Annotated in this window: 19 protein-coding genes; 7 read left to right on the top strand and 12 right to left on the bottom strand. The window is 66.8% G+C overall.

Annotated features, from left to right (window positions below; genetic code table 11):
* Positions 1-35: 35 nt before the first annotated feature.
* From R1H25_RS15095 to prpB, 8 genes are all read right to left on the bottom strand, one after another.
* Positions 36-4943 (bottom strand): alpha-2-macroglobulin, encoded by a 4908-nt coding sequence (locus tag R1H25_RS15095; RefSeq protein ID WP_317223993.1) that lies wholly within the window; start codon positions 4941-4943, stop codon positions 36-38.
* 163 nt (positions 4944-5106) lie between these two features.
* Entirely contained in the window at positions 5107-6567 is a 1461-nt protein-coding gene (locus tag R1H25_RS15090; RefSeq protein ID WP_049444724.1) for a bifunctional 2-methylcitrate dehydratase/aconitate hydratase, read from the bottom strand.
* A 124-nt stretch (positions 6568-6691) separates the two neighbouring features.
* The gene (prpF, locus tag R1H25_RS15085) at positions 6692-7870 is read right to left on the bottom strand and encodes a 2-methylaconitate cis-trans isomerase PrpF (protein ID WP_317223992.1); all 1179 of its coding nucleotides are present in this window, start codon (positions 7868-7870) and stop codon (positions 6692-6694) included.
* Between the two features lie 3 nt (positions 7871-7873).
* Positions 7874-8236: a type II toxin-antitoxin system RelE/ParE family toxin gene (locus tag R1H25_RS15080; protein ID WP_317223991.1), complete on the bottom strand. Its 363-nt coding sequence runs from the start codon at positions 8234-8236 to the stop codon at positions 7874-7876.
* Positions 8233-8475 (bottom strand): type II toxin-antitoxin system ParD family antitoxin, encoded by a 243-nt coding sequence (locus R1H25_RS15075; RefSeq protein WP_005410653.1) that lies wholly within the window; start codon positions 8473-8475, stop codon positions 8233-8235. Before R1H25_RS15075 ends, R1H25_RS15080 begins: the two co-directional genes overlap by 4 nt.
* 100 nt (positions 8476-8575) lie before the next feature.
* Entirely contained in the window at positions 8576-11194 is a 2619-nt protein-coding gene (gene acnD / locus R1H25_RS15070; RefSeq protein ID WP_317223990.1) for a Fe/S-dependent 2-methylisocitrate dehydratase AcnD, read from the bottom strand.
* Between the two features lie 97 nt (positions 11195-11291).
* A complete protein-coding gene (gene prpC, locus R1H25_RS15065; RefSeq protein WP_010482770.1) occupies positions 11292-12449 on the bottom strand; it encodes a 2-methylcitrate synthase in 1158 nt (385 codons plus the stop codon).
* 36 nt (positions 12450-12485) lie between these two features.
* A complete protein-coding gene (prpB, locus tag R1H25_RS15060) occupies positions 12486-13379 on the bottom strand; it encodes a methylisocitrate lyase (RefSeq protein ID WP_049444756.1) in 894 nt (297 codons plus the stop codon).
* Between the two features lie 154 nt (positions 13380-13533).
* Here prpB and prpR point away from each other — a divergent pair, with 154 nt between their 5' ends.
* Complete coding sequence (gene prpR / locus R1H25_RS15055; RefSeq protein ID WP_317223989.1) at positions 13534-15117, top strand: propionate catabolism operon regulatory protein PrpR; 1584 nt, start codon at positions 13534-13536, stop codon at positions 15115-15117.
* 90 nt (positions 15118-15207) lie between these two features.
* Here the strand turns inward: prpR and R1H25_RS15050 are convergent, their stop codons facing one another.
* From R1H25_RS15050 to pdxH, 3 genes are all read right to left on the bottom strand, one after another.
* The gene (locus tag R1H25_RS15050) at positions 15208-15669 is read right to left on the bottom strand and encodes a DoxX family protein (protein ID WP_317223988.1); all 462 of its coding nucleotides are present in this window, start codon (positions 15667-15669) and stop codon (positions 15208-15210) included.
* A 161-nt stretch (positions 15670-15830) separates the two neighbouring features.
* Positions 15831-16190: a hypothetical protein gene (locus tag R1H25_RS15045; protein ID WP_317223987.1), complete on the bottom strand. Its 360-nt coding sequence runs from the start codon at positions 16188-16190 to the stop codon at positions 15831-15833.
* 9 nt (positions 16191-16199) lie between these two features.
* The gene (gene pdxH / locus R1H25_RS15040) at positions 16200-16799 is read right to left on the bottom strand and encodes a pyridoxamine 5'-phosphate oxidase (RefSeq protein WP_049444740.1); all 600 of its coding nucleotides are present in this window, start codon (positions 16797-16799) and stop codon (positions 16200-16202) included.
* A 40-nt stretch (positions 16800-16839) separates the two neighbouring features.
* Between pdxH and R1H25_RS15035 the strand changes: the two genes are divergently transcribed.
* The gene (locus R1H25_RS15035; RefSeq protein WP_317223986.1) at positions 16840-17667 is read left to right on the top strand and encodes a kinase; all 828 of its coding nucleotides are present in this window, start codon (positions 16840-16842) and stop codon (positions 17665-17667) included.
* Positions 17668-17673: 6 nt separating this feature from the next.
* Here the strand turns inward: R1H25_RS15035 and R1H25_RS15030 are convergent, their stop codons facing one another.
* Positions 17674-17877 carry a dodecin family protein gene (locus R1H25_RS15030; RefSeq protein ID WP_005410663.1) on the bottom strand — a complete coding sequence of 68 codons (204 nt, stop codon included), beginning with the start codon at positions 17875-17877 and terminating at the stop codon, positions 17674-17676.
* 98 nt (positions 17878-17975) lie between these two features.
* On the opposite strand from R1H25_RS15030, the gene R1H25_RS15025 reads away from it, so the two are divergent.
* From R1H25_RS15025 to mdtD, 5 genes are all read left to right on the top strand, one after another.
* Positions 17976-18518, top strand: a complete 543-nt coding sequence (locus tag R1H25_RS15025; RefSeq protein ID WP_057499885.1) for a shikimate kinase — start codon at positions 17976-17978, stop codon at positions 18516-18518.
* Positions 18515-19627 (top strand): 3-dehydroquinate synthase, encoded by a 1113-nt coding sequence (aroB, locus tag R1H25_RS15020; protein ID WP_099589610.1) that lies wholly within the window; start codon positions 18515-18517, stop codon positions 19625-19627. Before R1H25_RS15025 ends, aroB begins: the two co-directional genes overlap by 4 nt.
* A gap of 102 nt (positions 19628-19729) precedes the next feature.
* The gene (locus R1H25_RS15015; protein WP_088479631.1) at positions 19730-19969 is read left to right on the top strand and encodes a WGR domain-containing protein; all 240 of its coding nucleotides are present in this window, start codon (positions 19730-19732) and stop codon (positions 19967-19969) included.
* A gap of 26 nt (positions 19970-19995) precedes the next feature.
* Positions 19996-21078 carry a uroporphyrinogen decarboxylase gene (hemE, locus tag R1H25_RS15010; protein ID WP_317223985.1) on the top strand — a complete coding sequence of 361 codons (1083 nt, stop codon included), beginning with the start codon at positions 19996-19998 and terminating at the stop codon, positions 21076-21078.
* 92 nt (positions 21079-21170) lie between these two features.
* Positions 21171-22580, top strand: a complete 1410-nt coding sequence (mdtD, locus tag R1H25_RS15005; protein WP_049444752.1) for a multidrug transporter subunit MdtD — start codon at positions 21171-21173, stop codon at positions 22578-22580.
* Positions 22581-22738: the final 158 nt, after the last annotated feature.

The raw sequence follows: 22738 nt of genomic DNA, 5'->3' as shown, positions 1-22738 counted from the left end.
AGGACGGGCCGCGCCGTCGCGGCCCGTCCGCGCAGTCACGGCTGTACTACCGTGATCGTGGTCGGGTTGCTGCGGCCAACGCCACGCAGCTGCGGCCGGTACATGTCCTCCACCAGCGGCGGCGGCACCGAGTAGGTACCCGGGGTCACCGCGCGGACCAGGTAGAACACATTGGCCTTGCTGCCACGCGAGAGTTTCAGCGCGGCCACGTAGCGGTCGTCGCGGAATTCCTCGTGCTTGGTATCGGCCGCTTCACCGCGATCGCTGATGGTGATGCCATCGACCACCACGTCGGCCCACTGCTTAGCATCGCCCAGGTTGAAGTTTTCGATCTCCAGGCCCGCCGGCAGCAGGTCGGTCAGCAGTGCATCCGGCATGGTGGTATCGGCAGTGACAGTGACGCGCACGATCAGGGCTTCGCCTTCCTTCAGCGGTCGCGGCGTCCACGGCTTGCCATCGGTACCGAAGTAGCTGCGCTCGACACCCAGCACGCTGTTGTCCGGCGCCGGTGCGCTGCGCGGGATGCCGGCCACGTCGATGCTGGCGAACATCGGCGGCTGGCCCTGCGGAGTGAAGCGCACGCCACTGGCCAGCTCACTGGCGCTGAAGTTGCGGCCGAACAGCTTGCGCTCGCCGATGGCTTCGGTGTTGCCGCCGATCACCAGTTCACCGGCCACCAGCGCCTTCTGGTTGGCAGCAAGCGCCTTGCCGAGGCGGGCAATCGCCACCTGTTCCTGCGTGCTCAGCCACATCCAGCCGGCAGTGCGGCGCGCATCCAGGCCACGGCCCAGATCCACCGCACGCGCATCCCACGCCGGCTTGGCCAGCTTGTTTTCGTGGGTCAGCGCGATCATCAGCGCGTCATCGCGGATGGCGCTGCCGTAGTCGCCGAAGTACGACGGGCGTTCGCTGCTGGACTTGGCGAAGGCCGCAGCCAGTGCCGCCTGGCCGCGCTTGGCATCCCCCTGCAACGACAGCGCCACGCCCAGGTGGACCAGCGACAGGCCACCGACCGCCTTGCTGCGCTCGTTGTCGTACAGCGTGCGCAGGGTACCCAGCGGCGCACGGTTGACCCGGGCCAGCACGTAGCCCGAATACGCCTGGTTGGCGAACTTCAGCTTCTCGCGGTCATCCTGGCCGTAGAACTGGTTGCCACCGGACAGAAGATCCTCGCTGAGCCGGTTGAGCGCCTTCTGCAGCACGTTGTCGGGCACGGCGAAGCCGGCGTCCTTGGCATCAAGCAGGAACTCGGTGATGTACGGGGTCAGCCAGGGGTTCACGTAGCCGTCGTCACCCCACATCGAGAAGTTGCCGTTGGCCACCTGCATCGACGCCAGGCGGCCAAACGCACCTTCCATGCGCTCGCGACGGGTCTTGGCATCCAGACCGTCGGCACCGAGCATCGACGACGTCGCCTGGTCCAGGATCAGCGCGGCGTAGCCCTTGCTGGTGGTCTGCTCGGCACAGCCGTACGGGTAGTTCAACGCGCCCTGCAGCGCGCTGGCGAACGGAATCGGCGGCAATGGGCTGACCAGCAGCCGTGCGTTCACCGACTCGGACATCAGGCCCTCGGTCAGGCTGTTGTCGAGGCTGACCGCGGCCAACGGATCCAGCGTGCGTACCTGCGAACGCAGCACCTGTGGCCATGCCGCACGCACCGGCAGGTCGTAGCGGCGATCGGCCTTGAAGCCGTTGCCGTCCACCCGCACCCGCACCTTGGCCACGCTGTGGCCTTCGCGCGCCGACAAGGGGAAGCTCAGCGTAGTCTTGGCATCGGCATTCAACTGCACGCTGCGGCTGCCCTCACCCAGGTTCAACGGGCCCTCGCTTTCCACCTTCACGTTGAACTGGCCCGGCTTGCCGGTGAAGTTCTGCACGTCCAGGGTCACGGTGCTGCGGTCGCCCGGGGCCAGCACGCGCGGCATGCTGGCTTCGGCCAGGATCGGCGCGCGCACAATGGTTTCCACGTCGCGCTTGCCGTACTGGTCATCGCTGTAGACCAGCGCCGATACGCGCAGGGTGCCGTTGAAGTCCGGCACCTTCAGGCGGATGCGGGCGATGCCCTTGGCATCGAGCTGCACCGGGCCGGAGAACAGGTCCACGGTCTGCACGCGCGCAGTCGGGCGCTTGGCCTGTGGCAACGCCTGCAGCGCCATGTCGCCACCGAACTTCAGCTTGCCGGCACCGCCGTCAAAGCTCTCGATCACCCGGCTGTAGATGTCGTAGGCATCGATGCCGAGGCGACGCTGGGCGAAGAAGTGCGCACCGGCGTCGGGCACCGGGAAACGGGTGATGTTGAGGATGCCCACGTCCACCGCCGAGACGGTGACGTGCGCCACCTTGCCGGCCAGCTGCGGTGCGCTGACCGTCACCGGCAGGTCCTGTTCCGGTCGCATCTGCTTGGGCGCTGCCAGGCCGACGGCCACGGTGCGGCCCTTGCGGTCCATCGGCACGTGCACCACGCCCACGGCACGGGCCGGGGTGATCTTGCTCGGCGCACTGCCGCCGCGGAACACCAGCGCGGTGATGTAGACGTCGTGGCGCTCCCAGTCAGCGGTGACCGGGATCTTGAAGGTCGAACCCGGCTTGGCCTCGATGTCCTGCACGTACAGCATGCGGTCGGTCTCGACCATCAGGATGCCCTTGCCGGCGTGCGGCGGGGTCACCGTCACCTCAAGCGTGTCGCCGGCCTTGTAGCCGGTCTTGTCCAGGCCCAGCTTGACCTTGTCAGGACGCGCGTCCAGGCCGCGGTTGTCATCGCCCCAACTCCAGCCGGCGCGGAACGGGTAACGGCTGGTCAGGCCGGTGGACGGATCGAACACGTCCACCCGGTACTCGCCCCACTCCACCGGGAAATCGAAGGCGACCGCGCTGCTGCCGGCATCGACGGTGCGCGTTTCCTTGTTCTCGAAGCGGCGGGTGAAGTCATAGTCCCAGCGGTTGTCGTTGAAGGTCCAGTGGTAGTCGCGCAGTTCGCGCACCAGGGTGATCTTCAGGCCCTTGGCCGGCTGCGGCGTGCCGGCGGCATCCACACGCATCAGCTCGAAGCGCGCATTGCCGTTGGAATCAGCACCGTCCTCGGGGTTGAACAGCGGCCGCACACCGACCAGGGCGTTGGCCGGCCACATCACCCGCTTCAGGGTACGGGTGACCGTACGGCCACCGGTTTCATACAGGCTGCCGGACAGCACCACGGCAATCGGTGCCTTGGCCTTGGCTGCCTCTTCCGGCAACGCCACATCCTCACGCAGCTGGCCATTGGACGGCAGCGTGGTGTCGATCACGTCCTTGGCCTCGCGCGGCAGCTGCAGGGTCGGGTCACCGAAGAAATAGCCCGGCAGGCCGTCCACCGGCTTCTGTTCGGCGGCCACCGCCATGCGTGCGGTGAAGCGGTTGCCATCGGCCGGCGCACCATACAGGTAGGCACCATTGGCCTGCAGGCGCAGATCCTCGCCAGGCTTCAGCGTCTTCTGCGCGCTGTCCAGGTCCAGCTTCATGCGCTCGGGCAGGAACTCCTCGATGCGCAGGGTCATGCCCTGGATCGCTTCCTTGCTGGCAGGGTCGGTGCGGAACTCGACCTGCCAGCGCCCGGTCGGAGCCTCGGCGGGGATCACCTGCTCGAAGTTGATGTAGCCCTGGTCGCCCGGCTGCAGGCGGGTCTCGCGGAAGGTCTTGCCGTCGGGCTGCTTCAGGCGCAGGAACACCGGTTGTGCCTTGACCGGCTTGCCGTCGTTGTCGCGCAGCAGCGCGGACAGGCGCACGGTCTCGCCCGGGCGGTACAGGTCGCGGCCGGACCAGGCGTAGACGTCGAACCAGGCGTTGTCACGACCGGCCACGGCGAACTCACTCAGGTCCAGCGCCGGCTGGTTGAACGGCAGGAAGCTGGTGTCCTTGCCACTGCTGGCGACCAGCACGTGGGTGGCGTCCAGGGTGTAGTTCAGCAGCGCATTGCCATTGCCATCGGTGCTGCCCTTGAGCACCACCTCGCCCTTGGCGTCGAGCACGCGCAGGTCGATGCCCTTCAGCGGCGCGCCGTCCTTGAGGCCGGCGGTATGCACGAACAGCTTGTCCTTGTAGGCACGGGTATGCAGGCCGATGTCGCTGACCGAGAAGAACGCGGTATCGAACTCACCCTCGTAGTCACCGGTGCGCTTGAGCAGGGCGAAGTACAGGCCCGGCTCCTGCAGTTCCTTGATGTCCTGGGTCGGCAGGTAGGTCAGCACCCGCTCGTTTTTCTTGCCACCCAGGATGAATCGGTTGACGTAGACCGGCTCGGCCAGCTTGTTGATCGGGCTGCGCTCGTAGTCGCTGCTCAGCTCCCAGCTGCCACGGCGGCCGCCGCGCTGGTACTGGCTGAAGAAGGTCGGCAGGTCCTTCTCGCGCACGCGCAGGAACTCGACATCGACCTCGGGCACATTCACCGACACCACCGGCAGGCCGCGGCTGTCCTTGGCCGGCAGCACGCTGCCCTGCGAGGCGAAACCGACCACCGGCTTCAGCTCGCCGCTGAACACCTTCTGCTTCAGTTCCTTGCCCAGGCGGCTGCCGTCGGCGGCCAGCAGGTCCGGCGAGACCACCAGGCTGAACTCCTTGCCGGCCTCAACGAACGGGTAACGCAGGGTCAGGCCGTCATCGGACAGGGTCCAGCTGCTGTCCTCGGTGCCGACCTTCTCTTCGAAGCGAACCAGTTTGTCGAAATCCTGGGTGCCGACCAGCGGGCGCGAGAACTCCAGCGCCAGCGACAGGCCGTCATTCTTCTGGTCCGGGTAGGCGCGCAGCAGGGTGAATTCCTTCACCTGCTCGGCTTTGGTGGTGATCGCTTCACCGCTGGCCTTGGGCAGCTGCCCGCTGTCGTTGCGACAGCCGGCCAGGCCCAGCAACAGGCCTCCTGCCAGTACCGCCGCCGCCCATCCCCACCGCTTCCGCCGTGCCGGACCGCTCATGTCGTCACTCCTTGATCGAGGCGGCCATTATAGGCAGGCCGCGTCAAGGTGTTGACGCGAATTCGGCAATTCCCGCGGGTGCGGGTAGTGCCGGCCGCTGGCCGGCAACCGGCATGGCAGGTTGGATGGAATTGCCGGCCAGCGGCCGGCACTACCGATCGCCCTACCCCGGCAGGTACAGGTCCACGTAGTCGGTCACCGGCATTGCCGCCAGCGCCACCGGGTCCAGCGATGCCGCGAGGATGCGCTGCTGCTGGGCGGTCGGGAAGCGATGGGCCAGGTGCCGGCGGAACTTGTCCATCAGCAGCGGAATGCCTTCCTCGCGGCGCCGGGCGTGGCCGAGCGGGTACTCCACAAGCACCTCCGGCAGTTCGCTGCCATCGGTGAAGCGCACGCGCAGGCCGTTGGCGATGCTGCGCTTGTCCGGGTCCAGGTAGTCGGCGCTGAGCCGTGGATCCTCGTGACAAGCCATCTTCGCACGCAGCGCATCGATACGCGGATCGGCGGCAACGTCGTCCTCATAGTCCTCGGCCACCAGCCGCCCGTGCAGCAACGCGATGGCGACCATGTACTGCACGCAGTGATCGCGGTCGGCGGGATTATGCAGCGGGCCCTGCTTGTCGATGATGCGGATGCAGGCTTCCTGGGTCCGGATCGCGATATGCGCGATGTCCTCGACCCGCCGCCCCATCGCACGCAACTGCTGGTGCAGCGTGACCGCCGCCTCCACCGCGGTCTGGCCGTGGAACTCGGCCGGGTAGCTGATCTTGAACAGCACGTTCTCCATCACATAGCTGCCGAGCGGTCGCCCCAGCGTCAGTGCCTTGCCATGCATCGACACCGCTTCAAATCCCCAGGTCGGTGCGCTGAGCACGCTCGGGTAACCCATCTCGCCACTGGCCGCCATCAGCGCCAGGCGCACGCCACGGCTGGTCGCGTCGCCGGCCGCCCAGCTCTTGCGCGAGCCGGTGTTGGGTGCGTGCCGGTAGGTGCGCAGCGACTGGCCATCGACCCAGGCCAACGACAGCGCATTGAGCATGCGCTCGCGGTCCAGCCCGAGCAGTTGGGCGACCACCGCAGTGGTGGCGACCTTGACCAGCACCACGTGGTCCAGCCCAACCCGGTTGAAGGAATTCTGAAGGGCCAGCACGCCCTGGATCTCGTGCGCCTTGATCATCGCCAGCAGAACATCGTGCATGGTCGGCGGCGGACGACGCAGGGCCTGCGCATTGCGGCCCAGCCAATCGCAGACGGCGAGGATGCCGCCGAGATTGTCGGAAGGATGGCCCCATTCGGCGGCCAGCCAGGTGTCGTTGAAATCCAGCCAGCGCACCATTGCGCCGAGGTTGAAGGCCGCCTGCACCGGATCCAGCACGTAGTGCGTACCCGGCACGCGCGCCCCGTTGACCACACTGATGCCCGGCACCAATGGCCCAAGCAGCTTGCTGCAGGCCGGGAAGGACAGTGCCTCCAGGCCGCAGCCCAGGGTATCGAGCAGGCAGTGGTGTGCGGTCTGGAACGCCAGCGGTGAGTCGATGCGGGCGTCGCGTACGTAGTCGACGATGTCCACCAGCAGCGCATCCCACGCTGCACGCTCGTTGGATGGGGTGTGGCTGTCGGACATCGTCGATCTCCTCGTTGCGGTGCACGGTTGCCCGTGCACCCTGCCAACCAAGGTTGGCATCTACCAAAGCAATCGGTCTCTGTGGCCCGGTAGTCGCCAACCTTGGTTGGCGTTTACCAACGCATCACTCGGCCGGTACCCGCACCCTGCCTTCCATCAGCACGCGGGCGCTGCGGCTCATGATGGCCTTGGTCACTGTCCACTGGCCGTCAACGAGTGCCGCCTGCGCACCCACGCGCAACGTGCCGGACGGATGGCCGAACGTCACCGCTTCGCGCTCGCCACCACCGGCCGCGCGATTGACCAGCGTGCCCGGGATCGCCGCTGCGGTACCGATTGCAACCGCGGCAGTGCCCATCATCGCGTGGTGCAGCTTGCCCATCGATAGCGCCCGCGCGTGCAGATCGATGGCCGACGCCGGGATCGCCTTGCCACTGGACGACACGTAGTCCTGTGCCGGTGCAACGAACGCCACCTTGGGCGTGTGCTGGCGTGTCGCCGCGTCTTCCAGGTTCCTGATCAGACCCATGCGCAAGGCGCCATAGGCGCGAATGGTCTCGAACTTCTGCAGCGCGGCCTTGTCTTCGTTGATCGCCGGCTGCAGCTCGGTGCCGCTGTAGCCCAGGTCGGCGGCGTTGAGAAAGATCGTCGGGATGCCGGCGGTAATCATGGTCACCTCGAAGCTGCCCACGCCGGGCACATCCAAGGTGTCCACCAGATTGCCGGTCGGGAACATCGCGCCCGCATCGCCGTCATCGGACGGATCGATGAATTCCAGCTGGATCTCGGCCGCCGGGAAGGTCACGCCATCCAGCTCGAAATCGCCGATCTCCTGCACTTCGCCATCGCGCATCGGCACGTGGGCGATGATGGTCTTGCCGATGTTGGCCTGCCAGATGCGCACGGTGCACAGGCCATCGCGCGGCACACGGGCCGGATCGATCAGACCGTTGGCGATCGCGAACGGACCCACCGCGGTGCTGAGATTGCCGCAGTTGCCGCTCCAGTCGACGAAGGCGGTGTCGATCGAGACCTGGCCGTACAGGTAGTCGACGTCGTGGTCGGGCACCGAAGCGGGGGAGATGATCACGCACTTGCTGGTGCTGGACGTTGCACCGCCCATGCCGTCGGTCTGCTTGCCATACGGATCGGGCGAGCCGATCACGCGCATCAGCAGCGCATCGCGTGCGGCGCCCGGCACCTGCGCGGCTTCGGGCAGGTCCTGCAGGCGGAAGAACACGCCCTTGCTGGTGCCGCCGCGCATGTAGGTGGCGGGAATACGGAGTTGCGGGAGGAAGGTCATGGATCAGTATCCTGGATGCGACGAACCAATATCGGGGTTGAGCTTCTCGTCTTCGAACAGTGCTTCCATGCCCCGCGAAGCATTCCAGATGCGCACGATGGAAACGTGCGCAGGTAGCTCCACGTAGTAGATCAGGTAGCCGTTGAAGCGACGAACCGGATGAAAACGCAACGGCGCTGGCAGCGAGGGCAACAGACCCGCATGCAGTGCGGAACCAGCACCCGGGTGGGCCTCGATCAGCTTTACAACGGATTCCACCGCATCGATGAAGCCGATTTCCAGCACTTCTCCGCCTTGATCTGCATACCAGCCTGCTGCCTGGTCAAGATCTTGAACCGCTGCAGGGGACCAGTGCGAAGGTTTCACTTGCGGTTCCGTGCACGCTCACGGAGCTTGTCAAAGTGATCCGGCGCCAGAGGTGCCGAAGGACCAGAAGCCAGCCCCTCGGCAATCAGCTGCTTGAGCAGTTCTTCGGCCTTGCTGCGCTGGCGCTGGCGGATCAGGTCACGCACATAGTCCGACGTACTGGAGTAGCCGCCTTCGCGCACTTCCTCGTCCACGAACTGCTTGAGCGGGTCGGTCAGCGAAATGTTCATGGTGGCCATGAAACTCTCCTTTGGCAGTTTTTGCCAAGTCAGTGTGCGCCCTGCCCTGGTGTCGGACAAGCCCGCCCCCGGTCTCCGGGGGCAGGCATTCAGCCCGGCATCACGCCACCTTGGCGCCTTCCAGGAAGTCCTGGGCGAAGCGCTGCAGCACGCCACCGGCTTCGTAGATCGCCACTTCCTCGTCGCTGTCCAGGCGGCAGGTGACCGGCACGATCACGTTCTGGCCGTCGCGGCGGTGGATGACCAGCGTCAGCTCGGCGCGCGGGGTGCGCTCGCCGATCACGTCGAAGGTCTCGGTGCCATCGATGCCCAGGGTCAGGCGGGTGGTGCCCGGCTTGAACTCCAGCGGCAACACGCCCATGCCGATCAGGTTGGTGCGGTGGATGCGTTCGAAGCCTTCGGCCACGATCGCTTCCACACCGGCCAGGCGCACGCCCTTGGCGGCCCAGTCACGCGAGCTGCCCTGGCCGTAGTCGGCGCCGGCGATGATGATCAGCGGCTGCTTGCGGTCCATGTAGGTCTCGATCGCTTCCCACATGCGCATGACCTTCCCGTCCGGCTCCACCCGCGCCAGCGAGCCCTGCTTCACGCTGCCATCGTCGTTGCGCACCATCTCGTTGAACAGCTTCGGATTGGCGAACGTTGCGCGCTGCGCGGTCAGGTGGTCACCGCGATGCGTCGCGTAGGAATTGAAGTCTTCTTCCGGCAGACCCATTTTCGCCAGGTATTCACCGGCGGCACTGGAGGCCAGGATCGCGTTGGACGGCGACAGGTGGTCGGTGGTGATGTTGTCCGGCAGCACCGCCAGCGCGCGCATGCCTGCCAACGTACGCTCGCCGGCCAGTGCGCCCTCCCAGTACGGAGGACGACGGATGTAGGTGCTCTGCGGGCGCCAGTCGTACAGCGGGCTGACCGCGGCGCCATGCTCCACGCGCACGTTGAACATCGGGTTGTAGACCTTGCGGAACTGCTCGGGCTTCACCGAGGCCTTCACCACCGCGTCGATCTCGGCGTCGCTCGGCCAGATGTCCTTCAGGCGCACCTCGTTGCCCTCGGCATCCACGCCCAGCACGTCCTTCTCGATATCGAAGCGGACGGTGCCGGCGATGGCATAGGCGATCACCAGCGGCGGCGAGGCCAGGAAGGCCTGCTTGGCGTACGGATGAATGCGGCCATCGAAGTTGCGGTTACCCGACAGCACAGCCGTTGCGTACAGGTCACGGTCGATGATTTCCTGCTGGATCTTCGGGTCCAGCGCACCGCTCATGCCGTTGCACGTAGTGCAGGCGAAGGCGACGATGCCGAAGCCGAGCCGTTCCAGGTCCGGCAGCAGACCAGATTCTTCCAGGTACAGCTGCACGGCCTTGGAACCCGGCGCCAGCGACGACTTCACCCACGGCTTGCGCTGCAGGCCACGCGCGTTGGCGTTGCGCGCCAGCAGTGCAGCGGCAATCACGTTGCGCGGGTTGGAGGTGTTGGTGCAGCTGGTAATGGCGGCGATGATCACCGCGCCATCGGGCATCAGCCCCTGCGCCTGCTCGGCCTTGCCGGCTTGCAGCTTGGCTTCGTCGGCGATGCCGCGCTCGGTCAGCTCGGCGGTGGCCACGCGCTTGTGCGGATTGGACGGGCCGGCCATGTTGCGCACCACGCTGGACAGATCGAAGCGCAGCACGCGCTCGTACTGCGCGGTGGCCAGGTCATCGGCCCACAGGCCTGTGGTACGGGCGTAGTTCTCCACCAGCGCCACCTGCGATTCCTCGCGGCCGGTCAGGCGCAGGTAATCGATGGTCTGCCCGTCGATGTAGAACATCGCGGCGGTCGCGCCGTACTCCGGGCACATGTTGGAAATGGTGGCGCGGTCACCGATGGTCAGTGCCGCAGCACCCTCGCCGAAGAATTCAAGATACGCACCGACCACGCGCTCCTTGCGCAGGAACTCGGTCAGTGCCAGCACCACGTCGGTGGCGGTGATGCCCGGCTGCGGCCTGCCGGTCAGCTCGACGCCGATGACGTCCGGCAGGCGCATCCACGAGGCACGGCCCAGCATCACGTTCTCGGCTTCCAGGCCGCCAACACCAATCGCGATTACACCCAGCGCATCCACGTGCGGGGTATGGCTGTCGGTACCCACGCAGGTATCCGGGAAGGCCACGCCGTCCTGCACGTAGACCACCGGCGACATCTTCTCCAGGTTGATCTGGTGCATGATGCCGTTGCCCGGCGGAATCACGTCCACGTTCTCGAACGCCAGCTTGGTCCAGTCGATGAAGTGGAATCGGTCTTCGTTGCGGCGATCTTCGATGGCGCGGTTCTTCTCGAACGCCTGCGGATCGAAACCACCGCACTCTACTGCCAGCGAGTGATCGACGATCAGCTGCACCGGCACCACCGGATTCACCTTGGCCGGGTCACCGCCCTTGTCGGCGATCGCATCACGCAGGCCGGCCAGGTCGACCAGTGCGGTCTGGCCGAGGATGTCGTGGCACACAACGCGCGCCGGGAACCACGGGAAATCGAGGTCGCGACGGCGCTCGATCAGCTGCTTCAGCGAATCGCCGAGCGTGGCCGGATCGCAGCGGCGCACCAGGTTCTCGGCCAGCACGCGCGAGGTGTACGGCAGGGTGGCGTAGGCGCCGGGCTGGATCGCATCGACAGCGGCACGCGCGTCGAAATAATCCAGCGCGCTGCCGGGGAGGTTCTTGCGGTAATCGGTATTCATGGGCTGGCGGAGTACTTGAGGCGGGCCGGGTGCCGGCGGTGCGGCGGCGAAAGCATCCGGCCGGCACGCGGCCGGCCGGATGGGTACAGCAGGTGGATCAGACGCGCTTGTCGATGGCGACGAAATCGCGGTCTTCCGGACCGATGTAGTTGGCGCTCGGGCGGATGATCTTGCCGTCAATACGCTGCTCGACGATGTGCGCGCTCCAGCCGGCGGTGCGGGCGATCACGAACAGGGGAGTGAACATCGCGGTCGGCACGCCCATCATGTGGTAGCTGACGGCGCTGAACCAGTCCAGGTTCGGGAACATTTTCTTGATGTCCCACATCACCGATTCCAGACGCTCGGCGATGTCGTACATCTTCATGCTCGACTGCTCTTCGGACAGCTCGCGGGCCACATCCTTGATCACCTTGTTGCGCGGATCGGAGACGGTGTAGACCGGGTGGCCGAAACCGATCACCACTTCCTTGCGCTCGACGCGGGCCTTGATGTCTTCCTCGGCCTCATCCGGGGTGTCGTAGCGCTTCTGCACTTCGAACGCCACCTCGTTGGCGCCGCCGTGCTTCGGACCGCGCAGCGCGCCGATGCCACCGCAGATCGCGCTGTACATGTCGCTGCCGGTGCCGGCGATGACACGGCAGGTGAAGGTCGAGGCATTGAACTCGTGTTCCGCGTACAGGATCAGCGAGGTGTGCATTGCCTTCACCCACGACTCCTGCGGCTTCTCCCCGTGCAGCAGGTGCAGGAAGTGGCCACCGATCGAGTCATCGTCGGTTTCCACGTCGATGGCGCGGCCGTTGTGGCTCCAGTGGTACCAATACAGCAGCATCGAACCGAGGCAGGCCATCAGCTTGTCGGCGATGTCACGCGCGCCCGGATGGTTGTGGTCGTCCTTCTCCGGCGCCACGCAGCCGAGCACGGACACGCCGGTGCGCATCACGTCCATCGGGTGCGCCGACGGCGGCAGTTCTTCCAGCGCCGCCTTCACCGCGGCCGGGATGCCACGCAGCGACTTCAGCTTGGCCTTGTAGGAAACCAGCTCGGCGCGGGTCGGCAGCTTGCCGTGCACCAGCAGGTAGGCGATTTCCTCGAACTCGCTGGTGTTGGCCAGGTCCAGGATGTCGTAGCCACGGTAGTGCAGGTCGTTGCCACTACGGCCCACGCTGCACAGCGCGGTGTTGCCGGCAGCGGTGCCGGACAGGGCGACGGACTTCTTCGGCTTGAAGGTCGGGGTTGCGGTCGTATCGTTCATGTTTCCCTCCGAAAACTTGATGGTGCAGGGTACTGCTTATTTCTTGGCGGCGAACAGTGCATCGAGCTGCTGCTCGAAGGCGTGGTAGCCGATGCGGTCGTAGAGTTCTTCGCGGGTCTGCATGACTTCCACCACGTTGCGCTGATGACCATCGCGGCGCACCGCCTGGTAGACGTTCTCGGCGGCCTTGTTGGCCGCACGGAAGGCCGACAGCGGGAACAGTTGGATGGCGACGCCGGCCGAAGCCAGTTCATCGCGGCTGAACAGCGGAGTGGCACCGAACTCGGTGATGTTGGCCAGCACCGGCACCTTCACCGCGTCGACGAAGCGGCGGTAGGTATCCAGATCGTAGGCGGCCTCGGCGAAGATGCCGTCGGCACCGGCCTCGACACAGGCAATGGCGCGCTCGATGGCCTTGTCCACGCCGTCCACCTGGATGGCGTCGGTACGCGCGATCAGGAAGAAGTCCGGATCGGTCTTGGCATCGGCGGCTGCCTTCACGCGGTCCACCATTTCGCCCTGCGAGACGATCTCCTTGCCGGGGCGGTGACCGCAACGCTTGGCGCCGACCTGGTCTTCGATATGGCAGGCGGCCGCACCGGCCTTGATCAGCGACTTCACGGTGCGCGCGATGTTGAACGCACTCGGGCCGAAGCCGGTGTCGATGTCCACCATCAACGGCAGGTCGCAGACATCGGTGATGCGGCGCACGTCCACCAGCACGTCTTCCAAGGTGTTGATGCCCAGGTCCGGCAGGCCCAGCGAGCCGGCAGCAACACCGCCGCCGGACAGGTAGATGGCGCGGAAGCCGGCGCGCTTGGCCAGCAGTGCATGGTTGGCGTTGATCGCGCCGATCACCTGCAGCGGCGATTCGGCAGCCAGCGCCTCACGGAAGCGGGCACCGGCGGAGAAAGGGGCGGAAGCGGTCATGCGGCAATCCAGGTTGAAGTACGGGATAGAGAGCGCAAGCACCATGCCAAGCTGCAAGCCGTTGATTTCACGGGAATGACGCTCGCTCAACAGTGAAACATATGAAACATTGAAACGGATGTATCATGAAACATCCCGTCCAACGCGCGCCGCCATGTACCTGCCCCGCTCGCCTCTGCGCCACGCCGATGCCGACCCCGGCCGCCCGGTGATCTGGACCGTCAGCGTCTCGCGGCTGACCGGCCTGCTCGGCGACGTCATTCCCGAGTTCGACCGCCGCGCGCGCATCGAGCAGATCAACCTCGGCTTCGAGGAAGCGGTGGACGTGATCGGCCAGCGTCTGCGCCGCGAGCACTGTGACGTGGTCATCGCCGGCGGCTCCAACGCGGCCTGGCTGCGCGGCCGGCTGGAGCTGCCGCTGGTGCCGATCCAGGCCAACGGCTTCGACCTGATGGAAGCGCTGGCGCGGGCGCGTCGAATCGCCAGCCGCATCGGCCTGGTCACCCACGCCAGCGACGTGCCGGTGTTCAGCAACTTCCAGCAGAGTTTCGGCCTGGATATCGAGCATCGCCGCTTCGTCACCCGCGAGGACGCCCGCGACTGCATCGCCGACCTGCGCGCCAACGGCATCGAGGTGATCGTCGGCACCGGCATGGCCATCGATCATGCCGAACAGGCCGGCCTGCCCGGTGTGCTGCTGTACTCGGCAGATTCGGTACGGCAAGCGTTCGAGCATGCGTTGGAACTGACCCAGACCCTTGCCCGCTCCGGCGGCAGCCGGCCCGCGCCGCGCCGCCGCGCCGCACCGCGCAGCGATGCCCACGACCTGCTCGGCGACAGCGAGGCCATGGCACAGGTGCGCGCACAGATCGCGCTGTACGCCCCGCATGACAGCACCGTACTGATCACGGGCGAAACCGGCACCGGCAAGGAACTGGTGGCGCGCCAGCTGCACGCCGCCAGCGGCCGCCGTGGCCGCTTCGTGGCACTGAACTGTGGCGCGATCAGCGAATCGCTGCTGGAAGCGGAGCTGTTCGGCTACAGCGATGGCGCCTTCACCGGCGCACGTCGTGGCGGCCGTGTCGGCCTGGTCGAGGCCGCCGATGGCGGCACCCTGTTCCTGGATGAGATCGGCGAACTGCCGCTGCCGCTGCAGACCCGCTTGCTGCGCGTATTGGAAGAGCGCGAAGTGCTGCGTGTCGGCGCCACCGAACCGACCCCGGTCGACCTGCGCGTGGTGGCCGCGACCCTGCAGTCGCTGGAACAGCGCGCGGCAGCCGGCAGCTTCCGCCGCGACCTGTACTACCGCCTGGCCGCGCTGCGTATTGCCCTGCCCGCGCTGCGTGCCCGGCGCGGTGACATCCCGCTGTTGACGCAGCATTTCTTCCGCCAGCTGCGTGGTATCGATGCGCCACTGGATGCGGAGGCACTGGCGGTGCTGACCACCGCCGAGTGGCCCGGAAATGTGCGCGAATTGCGTAATCTGGTGGATCGGCTGCGCATCCATTGGCAACCCGGTGAAGGGCTGATTGATGCCGCGCGACTGCTGCAGCTGGCACCCGAGCTGGTGAATGAGGGCGCCGCTGCGCTACCAGTGGAAAGCAACGGCAAGCGCCCGCCGCGTGCGCAGTTGGAAACGCTGTTGCAGGAACACCGCAATGACCGCGAGGGGATGGCACAGGCGCTGGGCGTATCACGCACCACGCTGTGGCGCTGGCTGCGCGCGGAGAATTTGTAGCATCGAGCTTGCATGCCTTCTGTAGAGTCGAGCCATGCTCGACTACAAAAAGCAGCCGAGCATGGGCTCGGCTCTACAGGGTGCGTGCCGTCAGCGCGCCCAACGCGCCTCGATGGCGAACCGACCGCTCCCTATCGCCGCAACCCATAGCAGCAGCACCCCAAGCGGCACTTCGCTGAGGTAGAAGAACCAGCTCAGCCAATCGGGCACGCTCAGTCCCGCAGGAATGCGCGCGATGCCATCAGTCATTGCGGCCACCGCACAGATGCCCGCCAGCAGCAGGGCCGAGGGGCGACTCAGCAGACCCAGCACCAGCAGGCCGCCGGCGATCCATTCGATCACACCGAGCACCGGCGCACTGAACACCGGGAACGGGATCCCCGCATCGACCAGCGTATGCACCATACGTTCGCGGCCCGCATCGGTGAACACCTTGTTCCAGCCGGACACGCAGAACATCACCCCGGCCACGATGCGGGCGATCAACAGCAGGAACGCTTCCACGCCGTGACGCGGCGGCGGCACCGCAAACAGGCAACGCCAGGAGGGCATGGCAACTCCGGAAGTCGAGGACATTCGTTGGAGTGTGCCGGTTGGTTGATTGCCCGCAGATGAAGCGCATGGGTCCGAATGCGACAATCCACTCTTGTAGAGTCGAGCCATGCTCGACTGCTTTACGCGCCAGAGCAACAGCAGTCGAGCATGGCTCGACTCTACAAAAAGCGTGCGTCGGCAAGCAGAAGCTCGATCTCCTCCACCTGCACGACAGGCACCTGCCACGGATGATGCGGCACGATGCCCTGTTCGAAGATGCGCTGCAGCCGCTGCGGATCACGCGGCAGGCAGAACTCCAGGCGCACGCTGGCGACCACTTCGGTGCGACCCGCCTCACCCTGTGCGGGCGACGCACCCACGCGCGGGCGGAACTGCTCGAACCCCGGCGCCGACCACCACATACCGTGTTCGTAGTCGCCGGCCGCCAGCGCGTCCACCGCCAGGATGCCCTGCTTCACCGCATCCAGTGCTGCCGACGGCACGAACACCACCACGCGGTACAGCGGCAGGCGTTGCATCGGGCAGCCTTACGGGTACAGCAGGCGCTTGCTCCAGCGCCCTTCGGCGCCGGCTTCATAGCACCAGCGTTCGTGCAGGCGGAACTGCGCGCCGTACCAGAACTCGATGCGGTCGGGCACCACGCGCAGGCCGCTCCAGCCCTCCGGGCGCGGCACGTCCTTGCCCTCAAAGCGGGCTTCGACCTCGGCCACGCGCGCATCGAATTCCTCGCGCGTTGCCAGCGTCTTCGACTGCTGCGAGGCCCACGCGCCGATCTGGCTCATGCGCGGGCGGCTGGCGAAATAGGCATCGGCTTCGGCATCGGCGACCTGCTCGACACGGCCTTCAATGCGCACCTGGATACCGGCCTCGCGCAGGCTGCGCCACAGGAACAACAGCGCGGCCTGCGGATTGGCCTGCAGCTCCTGGCCCTTATGGCTGTCCAAGTGGGTGTAGAACACGAAACCACGCTCGTCGAACGCCTTCAGCAGCACGGTACGTGCCGAGGGACGGCCGTGCGTATCGGCAGTGGCCACGGTCATCGCGTTCGGCTCGACCTCGCGGCTCTGTTTGGCTTCTTCGAACAGGTCGGCAAACGTGGACAGGGCTTCGGCGTACAGGTCGCTCATGATTGCGTTCTTCTCACACGGATTGGGCTATTGTGGCTGCATGGCCGCTGCTGCGTATATGCCCCAGGTGAAAGGATTCCCCGAAACATTGGCCGAACAGGTGCTGGACGATGCACTGGGCAGCGGTGCAGCGGTTCCAGTATTGGCGATCAGCGGCCTGCAGGGGAGCGGCAAATCGACGCTGGCCGCACAGGTGGTGGCGCGCGCCCAGTCGCGCGGCCTGAACGCCGCCACGCTGTCCATCGATGATGTCTACCTGACCCGCGCACAGCGCCAACGACTGGCCCGCCAGGTGCACCCGCTGCTGATCACCCGCGGCCCGCCGGGCACCCATGACCTGCCGCTGGCCCACGCAGTGCTGGACGCGGTGGCCGCACGCCAGCCGTTCGCGATGCCGCGCTTCGACAAGCTGGCCGATGAACGCCTGCCGCAAGCCCACTGGCCGCAGCTGCAGCAACCGCTGGACCTGCTGGTCTTCGAAGGCTGGTTCCTGGGCACGCCTGCGCAGGATGACGACGCGCTGGACAGCCCGTTGAACGCACTGGAGCGCGAAGCCGACGCCGATGGTCGCTGGCGGCGCTGGTGCAACCAGGCGCTGGCCCGCGACTACCCGGCGCTGTGGCAGCGCTGCGACCGCCTGTGGTTCCTGCAGCCACCGGATTTCTCGGTGGTACCGCGCTGGCGGTGGCAGCAGGAGCAGAACCTGCAGGCCGCGCAGCCGGGCCGGCACGGCATGAGCCGGCCGCAGCTGGAGCGCTTCGTGCAGTACTACGAACGGGTCAGCCGGCAGGCGCTGGCTACCCTGCCCGCCCTGGCCGACCACCTAGTAATGCTGGACGGCCAGCGACAGGTGCAGGACGTGCGCTGAGCGCGCCTATTCCACCAGGAAGGTTACCCGCAGGTTGACCCGCCATTCGGTGATTTCGCCGCTGCCATTGGTGACCACCTTGGTCTCGTTCACCCAGGCGCCCTGGATGCCCTTTACCGTCTCGGAGACCTTCTTCAGACCGCTGCGCACGGCGTCCTCCACGCTCTTCGGCGAGGAGGCGGTGATTTCGATAACCTTGGCGACCGTCATGGCCTGTACTCCGGTTGGCGCGGGAAACCCCGCAGGAACGCCTACCCTGACGTGAAGGACGTAAAGGCCAGGGCACGGAGGTGTTAGCATCACAGGGCATGAATCCTGCTCCGAACCTGATCCTGATCGGCCCGATGGGCGCCGGCAAAACCTGCATCGGCCGCCGCCTGGCCGAGCGCTTCACGCTGGACTTCGTCGATGTCGACCAGGCCATCGTCGATGCCGCCGGCGCCAGCATTCCGACCATCTTCGAGCATTCCGGCGAAGCCGGCTTCCGCAGCCATGAACGCGAGGCGCTTGCCCGCGTGCTGGAAGGTCGCGGCCAGCTGGTCTCCACCGGTGGCGGCGCGGTGCTGGATCCGGACAACCGTGCACTGATCGCCCAACGCGGCTTCGTGGTCTACCTGCGGGTCAGCGTGGCCGCGCAGCTGGAACGCCTGGCCCGCGACAAGGGCCGGCCGCTGCTGCAGCGCCCGGACCGCGAGCAGGTGCTGCACGATCTGGCCGCACACCGCGACCCGCTGTACCGCGAACTGGCCGACCTCACCCTTGATACCGACCCGTATACCGCTGCCGACGCGACCGCCCACCTGGTGGTCAAGCTGGCCACGCAATGGCAGCGCCAGGACCTGACCGCATGACTTCCCCCGCCCTGCTGCAGGTCGCCGTTGGCGGCGACCGCCCCTACTCCATCACCATCGGCGCCGGAGCCCAGGCCGATGGTGCTGCACTGGCCTCGCATGTTCGCGGCCGCCACGTGCTGCTGCTCAGCGACAGCGAAGTGGCCCCGCGCTATCTGGCGTCGGTCAAGCAGACGCTGTTGGCTGCCCGCCCCGACCTGATCGTCGGCGAGCACGTGCTGGCCGCCGGCGAAGCCTCCAAGACCCTGGCTGAATTCGGCCGCGCGATCGAAGCGCTGGCCGCACTCGGCGCCACCCGCGACGCCTGCGTGTTCGCCCTCGGTGGCGGCGTGGTCGGTGACCTCGCCGGTTTTGCCGCCGCCTGCTGGATGCGCGGCGTGGATTGCGTGCAACTGCCGACCACCTTGTTGGCGATGGTCGATTCGTCGGTAGGCGGCAAGACCGCGGTCGACATTCCGGCCGGCAAGAACCTGGTTGGCGCGTTCCATCCACCGCGTGCGGTCATTGCCGACACCCGCGTGCTGGCCACCCTGCCGCCGCGCGAGCTGCGTGCTGGCCTGGCCGAAGTGGTCAAGTACGGCGCGCTGGGTGATGCCGTGTTCTTCGAATGGCTGCAGCAGCATGCCGATGCGCTGCTGGCCGGCGAAGACAACGTGCTTTCCGAAGCCATCGCGCGCAGCTGCCGGCACAAGGCCGCCATCGTCGAGCGCGATCCGTTCGAGAAGGGCGAGCGCGCCCTGCTCAACCTCGGCCATACCTTCGGCCATGCCATCGAGACCGAGCAGGGCTACGCGGCCCCGGGCCGCGACGCGCTGAACCATGGCGAAGCCGTAGCGGTCGGCATGGTGCTGGCCGCAACGCTGTCCACCGAGCTCGGCCTGGCCGAGGATGCCGACCGCGCCCGCCTGCAGGCGCTGCTGGAACACCTCGGCCTGCCGGTGGCGATCCCGGCCGGGCTGGACCCGCAGGCCTTGCTCGGCCGCATGCGGCTGGACAAGAAGAACGTGGCCGGCCGCCTGCGCCTGGTGCTGTGGCGCGGCATGGGCCGTGCCGAAGTGGTGCCGGATGTGGATGAGGCGGTGGTGCTGAAGGTGCTGTCGTCCCGGTAGTGGCGGCCGCTGGCCGGCAACGTCAGCGACGAGGAAGCCGGCCAGCCGCCGGCACGACCGCGTTGCGGCCGGGGTCACCCTGGCCCCGCTACAATCGGCGCCATGCACGTCTACCTGCAACATCCCGACGCCGGTGCGCAGGCACCGCGCTTCCTGCGCCTGAGCCTGCAGCCGGACCTGTTCGGCGGCTGGGAGCTGCTGCGCGAGAGCGGCCGCGTCGGTGCCCGCTCGCAGCTGCGGCGCGAGCTGTTCCTGCAGGCCGACGAAGCCCACCATGCTTTCGAGAAAGCCCGCGATGCCGAACTGCATCGCGGCTTCCAGATCCTTTCGCACGGCGACTGACGCCGCTGCCAACTTTCGTCCAAGGAATGCCCATCGTGACCAGCCCTCTCCGCAATGATCGCCTGCTGCGCGCCCTGCGCCGCGAACCGGTGGACTGCACCCCCGTCTGGCTGATGCGCCAGGCCGGACGCTACCTGCCGGAGTACCGCGCGACCCGGGCCAAGGCCGGCAGCTTCCTGGCCATGGCCAAGAATCCGGAGATTGCCTGCGAGGTCACCCTGCAGCCGCTGCGCCGGTTCCCCTTGGACGCGGCCATTCTGTTCTCGGACATCCTCACCATTCCCGATGCGATGGGCCTGGAGCTGTACTTCGTCGAAGGCGAAGGCCCGAAGTTCCGTCACCCGGTACGTGATGAAGCGGCCATCGCCAAGCTGGCGGTGCCGGACATGGAACAGGACCTGCGCTATGTGATGGACGCGGTGCGCCTGATCCGCCGCGAGCTGGACGGCCAGGTGCCGCTGATCGGCTTCTCCGGCAGCCCGTGGACACTGGCCTGCTACATGGTGGAAGGCGGCGGCAGCAAGGACTTCGCGCGCATCAAGGCGATGGCACTGAACCACCCGCAGGCCCTGCACCGCCTGCTGGAGGTCACCACCGACGCGGTGATTGCGTACCTGGGCGCGCAGCGCGCGGCCGGTGCGCAGGCGCTGCAGGTGTTCGACACCTGGGGTGGCGTGCTGTCGCCGTCGATGTACCGCGAGTTCTCGCTGCGCTACCTGCAGCGCATCGCCGAAGGCCTGGAGCGCGGCGAAGGCAGCGAGCGCACGCCGCTGATCCTGTTCGGCAAGGGCACCGGCCTGCACCTGGAAGCGCTGTCGCAGACCGGCGCCGATGCGCTCGGCCTGGACTGGACGCTGGACCTGGACGAGGCGATGCGCCGTACCGGTGGCCGCGTCGCCCTGCAGGGCAACCTTGACCCGACCACGCTGTACGCCTCGCCGGATGCAATCGCCGCAGCCGCCGCGCGCGTGCTCGACACCTATGCTGCCGGCAACGGCGGCTCGCGCGAGGGCCATGTGTTCAATCTGGGCCACGGCATGTCGCCGGACATGGACCCGGCACATGTGCAGGTGCTGGTCGACGCGGTGCACGCGCACAGCCAGCGCTGAACACTGCGCACGCGGTTGCGGCGCGATGTTGATCGCGCCGTGACCCGCAGTGCGCGATCATGGTGGCCCCCACGCTGCACCGGCCGCACCCCATGTCCACATCGCCATCGACCTACAACCGCCAGCGCCCTCTGCTGTGGCTGGTTTCGTTGGCGATCTTCATGCAGATGCTGGACTCGACCATCGTCAACACGGCCTTGCCGGCGATGGCCGCCAGCCTGGGCGAAAGCCCGCTGCAGATGCAGTCGGTGGTGTTCAGCTACGCGCTGGCGGTGGCCACCTTCATTCCCGCCTCCGGCTGGATCGCAGACCGCTACGGCACCCGTCGCACCTTCCTGGTGGCGATCATCCTGTTCACGCTTGGCTCGCTGGCCTGCGCACTGGCCCAGCACCTGCACCAGCTGGTTGGTGCACGCGTGCTACAGGGCATCGGCGGTGCCATGCTGCTGCCGGTCGGTCGGCTGGCGGTGATGCGCTCGGTACCGCGCGAAGATTTCCTGCGCGCGATGAGCTTCATCGCCATCCCGGCCCTGGTCGGCCCGCTGATCGGCCCGACGCTGGGCGGCTGGCTGGTGGAGATCGCCTCATGGCACTGGGTGTTCCTGATCAACCTGCCGATCGGCGTGATCGGTTTCATCGCCGCGATGAAGATCATGCCCGACCACTACGCCAGCCATCGCACCCGTTTCGACCTGCGTGGCTACATCATGCTGGCCTTCGCGATGGTGGTGCTGTCGCTGGCACTGGACGGCATCTCCGGGCTCGGTACGCCACATGCGCTGGTGATGCTGATGACCGTGGCCGGCCTGGCGGCGCTGGTGGGTTACTGGCTGCACGCGGCCAATTCGACGGCGCCGTTATTCTCGCTGGCACTGTTCCGCGTACCCAGCTACCGCATCGGCATCCTCGGCAACCTGTTCTCGCGCATCGGCAGCAGCGCCATGCCAATGCTGATCCCGTTGCTGCTGCAGGTCGGCCTGGGCCTGGGCCCGATGAACGCCGGCCTGATGATGGTGCCGGTGGCAGCCGCCGGCATGGTATCGAAGAAGCTGGCAGTGAAGCTGGTGGAGCACTACGGCTACCGCCGCGTGCTGATGGTCAACACCGTGCTGGTGGGCCTGGCGATGGCCAGCTTCATCCTGATGACACCCGGCCAGCACCTGGCCTGGCGCCTGCTGCAGCTGGCCTTCTTCGGTGCGGTCAATTCGCTGCAGTTCACTGTGATGAACACGGTGACCCTGCGTGACCTGGACCGAGAGTTCGCCAGTTCCGGCAACAGCCTGCTGTCGATGGTGATGATGCTCGCCGCCGGTTTCGGTGCCGCTGCAGCCGGCAGCCTGCTGGCCGCGTTCGGCAATCACCTGGACAGCAACAGCGCGACCGCGGCGCTGCATGCCACGTTCCTGTGCGTAGGCGCGATCACCCTGACCTCGACGATGATCTTCTGGCAGCTGCCTGATACAAAGCCCGAACCACGGCAGGTCGAGCACGTCGCGGAGTGAGGGTGGTTCGGCAGGGCTGCGCCCTGCACCTGCAGAAGCCGAAGCAACAGCAACAGCAACAGCAACAGCGAGCATTCCGTGGGTTGGCGGGGCGGTGTGGGCTTGCAGGACACGCCGTAAACCCATCCCTGGGGGCTCGATGGCGCCATCCATGGCGC

It is taken from the genome of Stenotrophomonas veracruzanensis (assembly GCF_032911525.1).
Classification (GTDB): Bacteria; Pseudomonadota; Gammaproteobacteria; order Xanthomonadales; family Xanthomonadaceae; genus Stenotrophomonas; species Stenotrophomonas africana.
This window is presented reverse-complemented; position numbering and strand designations above follow the sequence as displayed.